At 44.1% G+C, this 1577-nt stretch carries 1 protein-coding gene, 6 tRNA genes and 1 pseudogene; 2 read left to right on the forward strand and 6 right to left on the reverse strand.

Features of this window, described 5'->3' with window-relative positions; genetic code table 11:
• Positions 1 to 439, forward strand: a 439-nt coding sequence (locus tag WS44_RS09205; RefSeq protein ID WP_046434089.1) for an oleate hydratase, incomplete at its 5' end; no start/stop codon positions are given.
• Positions 440 to 532: 93 nt separating this feature from the next.
• On the opposite strand, the gene WS44_RS09210 is transcribed toward WS44_RS09205, so the two are convergent.
• From WS44_RS09210 to WS44_RS09235, 6 genes are all read right to left on the reverse strand, one after another.
• Positions 533 to 604 (reverse strand) — tRNA-Gly (locus WS44_RS09210).
• 6 nt (positions 605 to 610) lie between these two features.
• Positions 611 to 684, reverse strand: a tRNA-Arg gene (locus tag WS44_RS09215).
• A 19-nt stretch (positions 685 to 703) separates the two neighbouring features.
• Positions 704 to 775 (reverse strand) — tRNA-Gly (locus WS44_RS09220).
• An 18-nt stretch (positions 776 to 793) separates the two neighbouring features.
• Positions 794 to 867 (reverse strand) — tRNA-Pro (locus WS44_RS09225).
• A gap of 5 nt (positions 868 to 872) precedes the next feature.
• A tRNA-Arg gene (locus tag WS44_RS09230) sits at positions 873 to 946 on the reverse strand.
• A 17-nt stretch (positions 947 to 963) separates the two neighbouring features.
• A tRNA-Gly gene (locus WS44_RS09235) sits at positions 964 to 1035 on the reverse strand.
• A 224-nt stretch (positions 1036 to 1259) separates the two neighbouring features.
• Between WS44_RS09235 and WS44_RS09240 the strand changes: the two are divergent.
• Positions 1260 to 1577: pseudogene (locus WS44_RS09240) on the forward strand (heavy metal translocating P-type ATPase); the annotation flags it as partial.

Here is a 1577-nt window from a genome sequence, read left to right on the forward strand (position 1 = left end):
TGTACCAGAAAATGATATTCCGGTCATGGCAAAAGCAGCGACAACAATTCCTGCTCACATGCCGTATATCACATCCTACTTCATGCCGCGCGCTTTGGGTGATCGTCCATTAGTCGTACCAAAGCATTCCAAGAATCTAGCCTTTATCGGCAACTTTGCTGAAACGCCACGTGATACGGTCTTTACAACTGAATACTCCGTTCGCACTGCCATGGAAGCCGTCTATACGCTGCTTGACATTGACCGGGGCGTTCCTGAAGTATTTGCCTCAGCCTTTGACGTTCGTTTGATGATGAATGCCATGTATTATCTTAATGATCAAAAGAAATTAACTGAACTGGACTTGCCATTGTCTCAGAAACTATTAGTTAAAGAGGGACTCAAAAAAGTCAAGGGAACCTATATCGAAGAACTCTTAAAAGAATATCGGCTGATTTAAGCTTAGTAACAATCAGATCCGGTCAGTACCAAAATGGTGATGACCGGATCTTTTTTAACAAAAAAACCGATGAAAAATCATCGGCATACAAAAAGCGGAAGACGGGATTCGAACCCGCGACCCCCACCATGGCAAGGTGATGTTCTACCACTGAACTACTTCCGCAAGAAATGCACCCAGAAGGAGTCGAACCTTCAACCTTCTGATTCGTAGTCAGACACTCTATCCAATTGCGCTATGGGTGCATAATAAATATTCAATTCAAGCGGAAGACGGGATTCGAACCCGCGACCCCCACCATGGCAAGGTGATGTTCTACCACTGAACTACTTCCGCATAATGTTTATTTATGAATCGGGAATACAAGATTTGAACTTGCGACCTCTTCGTCCCGAACGAAGCGCTCTACCAAGCTGAGCTAATTCCCGATTAATGCACCCAGAAGGAGTCGAACCTTCAACCTTCTGATTCGTAGTCAGACACTCTATCCAATTGCGCTATGGGTGCATGAAATAATGGAATCAAGCGGAAGACGGGATTCGAACCCGCGACCCCCACCATGGCAAGGTGATGTTCTACCACTGAACTACTTCCGCAAATGTTTATTTAAATTCGCTGATAACGTATCAACAGTTATATATATTACCGATAAAAACGTTTAATGTCAATACTAATTTTATATTTTCGTCAATTATTCCGATATTTATTAATTTTGACCTGAATGAAACCAACTTGGCAGATTGCCTCAAGCTGACATCTGGAAGCGGTTGCCGAATAGCGTTATAATTAAGACAAAATTTGGGGAAAGGAGCTGAAAATTATGAAAAAATTTTCGCATCGGCAAAAATTGTTCATGATTTTAGCTGTCGCCTTAGTAGCCGTGCTCCTGCAATACGCTTTTAAGCAGGCACTGGCTGCCCAGATTCTGGTAACCATCGTGGGAGCCGGTATCGCGCTTTCAATGCTGATTGAGATGATCCATACTCTTAAAAGCGGTCGCTATGGCGTTGACCTGCTGGCAATCATCGCCGTTGTCTCCACTCTAAGCGTCGGTGAGTATTGGGCCGCTATGGTGATTTTAGTAATGCTGGTCGGTGGCGACGCTTTGGAAGACTATGCCTCTCGTAAGGCCAACTCT

The sequence above is a fragment of the Lactobacillus sp. N54.MGS-719 genome (assembly GCF_000980505.1).
GTDB lineage: Bacteria > Bacillota > Bacilli > Lactobacillales > Lactobacillaceae > Lactobacillus > Lactobacillus amylovorus.